This is a genomic window from Gilvimarinus sp. 2_MG-2023 (genome assembly GCF_030547685.1).
Taxonomy (GTDB): Bacteria; Pseudomonadota; Gammaproteobacteria; order Pseudomonadales; family Cellvibrionaceae; genus Gilvimarinus.
The window spans coordinates 82,795-89,055 of the sequence record NZ_JAUOQM010000053.1 but is presented as its reverse complement, the minus strand read 5'-3'; the positions used below and the strand labels follow the sequence as shown (position 1 = coordinate 89,055).

Annotated in this window: 5 protein-coding genes; 1 reads left to right on the top strand and 4 read right to left on the bottom strand. The window is 57.0% G+C overall.

The window, feature by feature from the left end; all coding sequences use genetic code 11:
* Nucleotides 1-60 precede the first annotated feature (60 nt).
* On the bottom strand, nt 61-666 hold the full coding sequence (locus tag Q4526_RS16150) for a redoxin domain-containing protein (protein WP_215978157.1): 606 nt from the start codon (nt 664-666) through the stop codon (nt 61-63).
* Nucleotides 666-2,702, bottom strand: a complete 2,037-nt coding sequence (locus tag Q4526_RS16145) for a protein-disulfide reductase DsbD (RefSeq protein WP_215978156.1) — start codon at nt 2,700-2,702, stop codon at nt 666-668. Before Q4526_RS16145 ends, Q4526_RS16150 begins: the two co-directional genes overlap by 1 nt.
* Nucleotides 2,703-2,845: 143 nt before the next feature.
* Between Q4526_RS16145 and Q4526_RS16140 the strand changes: the two genes are divergently transcribed.
* Nucleotides 2,846-4,075, top strand: a complete 1,230-nt coding sequence (locus Q4526_RS16140; protein WP_215978155.1) for a TonB family protein — start codon at nt 2,846-2,848, stop codon at nt 4,073-4,075.
* Nucleotides 4,076-4,160: 85 nt separating this feature from the next.
* On the opposite strand, the gene serA is transcribed toward Q4526_RS16140, so the two are convergent.
* The gene (gene serA / locus Q4526_RS16135; protein WP_215978154.1) at nt 4,161-5,390 is read right to left on the bottom strand and encodes a phosphoglycerate dehydrogenase; all 1,230 of its coding nucleotides are present in this window, start codon (nt 5,388-5,390) and stop codon (nt 4,161-4,163) included.
* 124 nt (nt 5,391-5,514) lie between these two features.
* On the bottom strand, nt 5,515-6,243 hold the full coding sequence (gene tsaA / locus Q4526_RS16130) for a tRNA (N6-threonylcarbamoyladenosine(37)-N6)-methyltransferase TrmO (protein WP_215978153.1): 729 nt from the start codon (nt 6,241-6,243) through the stop codon (nt 5,515-5,517).
* Nucleotides 6,244-6,261: the final 18 nt, after the last annotated feature.

Below are 6,261 nucleotides of genomic sequence, written 5' to 3'. Positions count from 1 at the left end.
CAGCATTCAGCATTCAGCGTGAACACCATTGGCGCCAGCACCTCAATGTTATTGTTCTATTCAATACTTAACACTACACCCATAGGCCCGGGTTGCAGGCTCTGCAACCGGCTCCCCCGCCAAGGCGGCGTCCAGCGCGGCGGCAACGAAGTTTTTCGACTCGGCAATCACGGCTGGGTTGGCCGAGTCGTTATCGTCAATCGCTCCGGCGTAAACCACCTCGCCGGCGGGGTTAATAATGTACATGTGCGGGGTTGTTTTGGCACCAAAGGCCCGCCCCATGCTGCCGTCCGGGTCGAGTAAAATGGGCGCGCTGTTCTGCATCTTGTGAGCCTTGGCTTCAGCCTGCGCCTGTGGTGCGTCCAAATAGCCCTGTTTGCCTTTGGCCGAGGAGATAATAGTGAGCCAGTTGACGTCTTGCTCGGTGTACTTTTTTTGCAGCGCCTGCATATTGCCACTGCCGTAGTGCTTGCGAACATACGGGCAGTCTTTATTAAACCATTCCAGTACCAGCCATTCGCCCTGGTAGTCTGAAAGCGCGTGCACATTGCCTTCGGCATCGACCTCGGAAAAGCTTGGCGCCGTTTCGCCGGGGGTGGCGACGGCAAATGCCAGAGCGGGTACACAGAGAAGACTGGCCAGTAAACCTTGCTTAAGGATGTTCATTATTGATCTCCTGTCGGTTTGGTGAAAAGCTCGTTAATCATGCGCTCTTGCAATAGTTGGGGCAAGAGCCGTGGGGTTGACTCGCCCGCCGCATACCAGGCGTACACCGGCACCGAATTGCGCCCCAGTGCAGCCAGTGCTTGAGTGATATCGGCATCGTGACGTGTCCAGTCGGCGCGAATCGCCAATACATTGTGTTGGCGGAACAGTGCAGCCGTATTGGCAGTATCCAGAACCAGCTTTTTGTTGACCTGGCAGGTGATGCACCAAGCGGCGGTATAGTCGATAAAAACCGCTTGCCCCTCGTTTAGCGCCCGGTCGATACGCGCCTTGTCGTAGCTGTGCCAAAGGTCTGTGGCGGGCTCTGCGGGTGAGCTGTTATCGCAGTGGTACAAGGTTGTTGTGGCCAGCGTTAAGGTGGCAATCGATACGGCTATCGCCAGGGCGCGCCAGAGTTTACCGCTTCGCTGCCCCAGCCATACGCAGAAGCTTAGCGACAGCAGTACCGTGCCCGCCAGAAGCCAGCCGCTGTCGCCCATAATGCGTCCCAATACCCAGGCTAGCCAAAGTACGGTGGCGTACAAGGGAAAGGCAAAAAATTGTCGCAGTGTGTCCATCCAGGGGCCGGGGCGGGGCAATCGTTTGAGCAGGCCCGGCGACAGGCAAAGCAATAAAAAGGGCGCTGCCAGTCCGGCGCCGAGCCCGATAAAGATGGCCATGGCTGAAATGGCCGGAAGTACGGCCGCCGCCCCCAAAGCGGCGCCCATAAAGGGGCCGGTGCAAGGGGCGGCCACAAATACCGCCAATACGCCGGTGGCGAAGGAGCCGCCCGAGGCACTGCCCGCCAGATTCATAAGCCGGTGGCCAAATTCAAAAACACCGCTAAAGGCCAGAGCCATCAGCCAGAACAACACAATCAGTGCCAGAACGACGACGGGCGACTGCAGCTGAAAGCCCCAGCCAATAGCGGCGCCTCCGGCGCGCAGGGCCAGTAGCAGTCCGCCTAAAGCGGCAAAGGTGGCGAGTACGCCAGCGCCGTAGAGCAACCCCTCGCGGGTGCGGGCGCCAGCGGTTGCATTGGAGTTCATCAGGCCAAAGAGCTTGATCGACAAAACCGGAAATACACAGGGCATTAAATTGAGAATAATGCCGCCCACAAAAGCCGCCAGTAGCAGGAGCGCGATCGATTGCTTAGCAACAGCGGGGGGCGGTGGTGAGCCTATAGCAACATCGGGCAGAGACCAGGCGCGCTCCCCGTCGCTGAGTACAAAGCCTGTACTGGCAGGAAGCGCCACCCCGGGCTGGCGCTCGAAGCTTAGTTGCCAGCCTGTTTCGGTGGGTTGTGCGACCGGCTCGCGCGCAGTGATTATGTCGCCATCTAAGGGGAAGGAGGCGGGCGGCGCTGCCTGATCGGAGTCGATAGTCAGCTGTAAGCCTTGCTCGCCCTCAGGCCAGAGCCCGGTGATCTTCCACGGGCTTTTGTCGCCGCTTTGCGGCACGCGCTGCTGGAATTGGTCGAGCAGAGCTTTGTTGTCGGGGGCCCAGCGTGTTTGCCCGGTAATCGGGATGGTGAGAGCCATTTGCCCAAAGCCCGGGATGCAATCGACTTTACAGACCAGCCATTCCAAATCGACCTCGAGCGCCACCTCCTCTGCGCCGGCTTGCGCGATGACATCGAATAAATACACCGTGTTGCCTTCGTAGCCCAGATTGGTGAGGTGCTCAATGGGCAAGCGGGTTGGAAATGGCCACTGAATGGGGCCAACGTCGGCGCCGGTCGCGGTAAAGTCAAAGCGGGGGGCGGCGCCCGAGTCTCCGGCGTTGCGCCAGTAGACGTGCCACTCGGGCGCCACCTTAAAATAAAACCCCAGTGTCGTGGTGCTCTCGGCGCTAAGGCTTTGCGGTGCAAGCCAGGTGACCTCGACGTGGTCACCTGCGGCGCGCAACGGATCGTCGCTGGCGCCACTCTGGGCCAGGCTTAGTGAGCTGAGCAACAGCCAGAAGAGGCCCCAAAGCTTTATTGTCATAGTCTTCATCGTGAGCTGCCTTTTTTGCACGCTAGAACAGGCTAGGCTTAATTTGTTTTTGTATGCGTATCGAAAACTGTGTTGTCATAAAACGATAATAACTATTATTAATAATACGATGCCCTTGTTATTCACATAACTATCAGCGAGACATGATGTATCGTATTGCTTTGATCTTTGCCCTGTCTTTTTTCTCTTTGTTTGCCGGTGCTCAGTCGTCCTCTGCCCCGACCGGGCTTGCCCCGTTTGTTGAGCTCAACCGGGAGGCTTTTTTAATGGCACTCTATGTGCCGGGGGGAGCCGGCTCGGCCCAGGAGGCTTTGTCCCATCAAGGCTCTAGGGCACTGGAATTAAAGTTTACGCAAAAACGTATGACGGCGGGCAAGCTGTCGCGTTTATTTTTGCAAAGTATTGCCATTAACGCCCATCCGCAAACACAGCGTGCCAGCGCGGACTCACTGGCGCAGTTTTTTAACGCCCTCAAGGGTAGTTTGCATCAGAGCGATGTGCTAATCATCAGTGAAAAGACTGACGCCAGCGGTGTGTTTATTTATTTAAATGGCCATACTCTGGCCGATATTGAAGATCGTCAATTTTTTAATTTACTGTTGGTAGCCTGGATTGGGGCGGTACCCCCCAATACGGTTTTTAAAGCCGCTTTACTGGGCGATTACCCGGCTGAAGATTTGGCTCGCTTGCGGGCCATTACGCCAACCGCTGAGCGTCGCACGGCGGTTGCCACTTGGCTGCAACCGGCAGAAAGCGCCGCCCCGCTAGAGACGCAAGGCGAGGCCGCCCAAACTCAGGAGCGGGTCGTTAGTGAAAAGCCGGTGGAGCAGAGCAGTACGGCCAACACAGCAGCTGCCGTTGAGGCGCCTGTCGAAGAACCTGCGCTATCGGATCCGGCCTCTGCCCCAGTCGCAACAGCGCAAAGGCTGCCCGCGCAAGCAGAGCCTGTGTTAAAGCCAGAAGTCATCACAAAAGCCGAGCCAGCCGAGTCGTCGCCTGCGCAAGTGGCAGGGGTCAATTCATTGCCAATAGCGCCGGAGCCCGAAGAGGACTTGCCCAACTTTTCGGTGCAGTCGCTCACGGCACTGCAGGATTACACCTCGCGCTTGGTGCAACTGACTCACCAGCATATTGAGTATCCGCGCCGCGCTATGAAGCTAAAACAAACCGGAAGTGTGCGTATGGGGGTGGTCATTAACCGTCAAGGTGAAGTAGTCGATATGCAGTTATTGTTGGCGTCGGAATACAAACAGCTTAACCAGGCGGTGGAAAGAGCGATTGAGGGTGCTGCGCCCTACCCACCTTTACTTGAGTCGATTGGCGCCGAGAGCTTTGAGTTTATTTTCCCTATAACGTTTATGCTAGACCGCTAATGTTTTTGTAGCGGGTGTGCGCGGAAATAAAAAAGCCACAGTGTTTGCACGCTGTGGCTTTTTTATTTATTGCTGCGGGTGTGGCTTAAAAAAGCACGCGACAGCGAATGGTGCCTTCGATATTGCGCAGTTGTTCCAGTGCGGTTTCGCTGTAAGGCGAGTGCACATCCAGTACTACATAACCGACCTTGTCGTTGGTTTGCAGATACTGCGACGAAATGTTGATGTCGTTATCGGAAAACACTTTGTTAATGGCCGACAGAACACCGGGCACGTTGGCGTGTACATGCAGTAAACGATGTGCATCCGGGTGCTCGGGCAGGGCCACCTCGGGGAAGTTAACCGAGGTGATGGTGGTGCCGTTGTCCGAGTAACGTATCAGTTTTTCTGCCACTTCTACGCCGATGTTTTCCTGCGCTTCTTGAGTGGAGCCACCGATGTGCGGGGTGAGAATAACGTTGTCCAGACCGCGCAGTGGGCTGACAAACTCATCGCTGTTGCCTTTGGGCTCGACCGGGAATACATCGATGGCCGCGCCGGCAATATGTTTGTTTTTAACCGCAGCGGCCAAGGCGTCGATGTCGACCACGGTACCGCGTGAGGCGTTGATCAGGTAGGCCCCTTTTTTCATTAGGCCCAGCTCGCGCTCGCCAATCATATTTTTGGTGGAGCCGGTTTCCGGTACGTGCAGGCTGATAATGTCGGCGCTTTGCAGCAAGTCGTCCAGCGAGCGCACCTGTGAGGCGTTACCCAGCGGCAGCTTGGCGATCACGTCGTAAAACTTCACCTTCATACCCAGTGACTCGGCCAGCACACTGGTTTGGCTGCCGATAGAGCCGTAACCGATAATACCCAGCGTTTTGCCGCGCACTTCGTAGGAGCCCGCAGCCGATTTTAACCAGCCGCCGCGATGGCAGACGATGTTCTTCTCGGGGATGCCGCGCAGCATTAATATAGCCTCGGCAATCACCAGTTCGGCCACAGAGCGAGTGTTGGAGTAGGGAGCGTTAAACACCGCTACGCCGTGCTCCTGCGCTGCCTGTAAATCCACTTGGTTGGTGCCAATGCAAAAGCAGCCAGCGGCAATCAATTTGTGGGCATTTTCAAACACTTTACGTGTTAATTGGGTGCGCGAGCGCAGGCCGACGAAGTGAGCGTCTTTGATCTTTTCGATCAGCTCCTCTTCGGACAGTGCGGTTTTTAGGTATTCGATATTCTCGTAACCGGCGGCGTGTAGAGCTTCGATAGCGCTCTGGTGGACGCCCTCGAGCAGCAGGAATTTAATCTTGCTCTTATCCAGTGACTTTTTGCCCATTGTCGATCAGACCTCAGTAACGGCGGATGGAAGGGTGGGCCAAAGGCCCGAAAAGAAAGGGGGCGATAATAGCATAATTGGGGGGTGAGGGGGATGGTTTGTGCTGAGCGGGGGACGTAACGCGTCAGACGTCAGGGGCACGCTGTCCAACGTTAATCACCATAACCTCCGGTGCTCCATCTTCTACCAGCCTGTAGTGCCAGGCCACATCCACATCCAGCAGAGCCATGGCATAGCGGCGCGCCGGGTCCGGGCTCTGGTATTGCGGGCGCGGGTCTTGCGCCAGCAACTGGCTGATAAGTTCGGTAAGGTTTTGCCCCAGCCGCTCGCTGTGGGCTCGGCAGTCTTGTTCGGCCTGAGGGCTAAAGTACACCGCCAGTTTGGCCGGGGGCTCGGGGGCCAGGGTATTGGTGGCCTGGGGGACGGCATCGGCGTAGGGAATATAGGGCTTAATGTCGAGCACCGGTGTGCCCTCGAGTAGGTCGTGGGCACTGATGTGCAAACGCACCGCGCCGTTCGCGGTTTCGATACGGTCGAGCTTCACAACCGAAAGCCCGAGCCGGTTGGGGCGGTTGGGCGAGCGAGTGGCAAACACTCCTAAAGTGCGATTGCCGCCCAGACGCGGTGGTCGCACGCGGGGGCGAAAGGGGGCGGGTTGGAACTTGTGAAAAATAAACTCAACCCAAAGGTGCGAGCTCTGCTCCAGGCCGGTAAAGGCGTCCGGGTCGCTGTAGGGCGGGTAGAGCTCTATGGTGGCGCGCGCCGCCGGCGCCAGCCCGCTTTGCCGAGGGATGCCAAACTTCTCGGTATAGCAGGAGCGAACAACGCCTATGGCTTCGAATGTATAGGTCATGAGCCTATTTTACACGGC

Bases quoted from the DNA above. Each gene is read 5' to 3' on its own strand.
- Q4526_RS16150 (WP_215978157.1), bottom strand. From the start codon at position 666: ATGAACATCCTTAAGCAAGGTTTACTGGCCAGTCTTCTCTGTGTACCC.
- Q4526_RS16145 (WP_215978156.1), bottom strand. From the start codon at position 2,702: ATGAAGACTATGACAATAAAGCTTTGGGGCCTCTTCTGGCTGTTGCTC.
- Q4526_RS16140 (WP_215978155.1), top strand. From the start codon at position 2,846: ATGATGTATCGTATTGCTTTGATCTTTGCCCTGTCTTTTTTCTCTTTG.
- serA (WP_215978154.1), bottom strand. From the start codon at position 5,390: ATGGGCAAAAAGTCACTGGATAAGAGCAAGATTAAATTCCTGCTGCTC.
- tsaA (WP_215978153.1), bottom strand. From the start codon at position 6,243: ATGACCTATACATTCGAAGCCATAGGCGTTGTTCGCTCCTGCTATACC.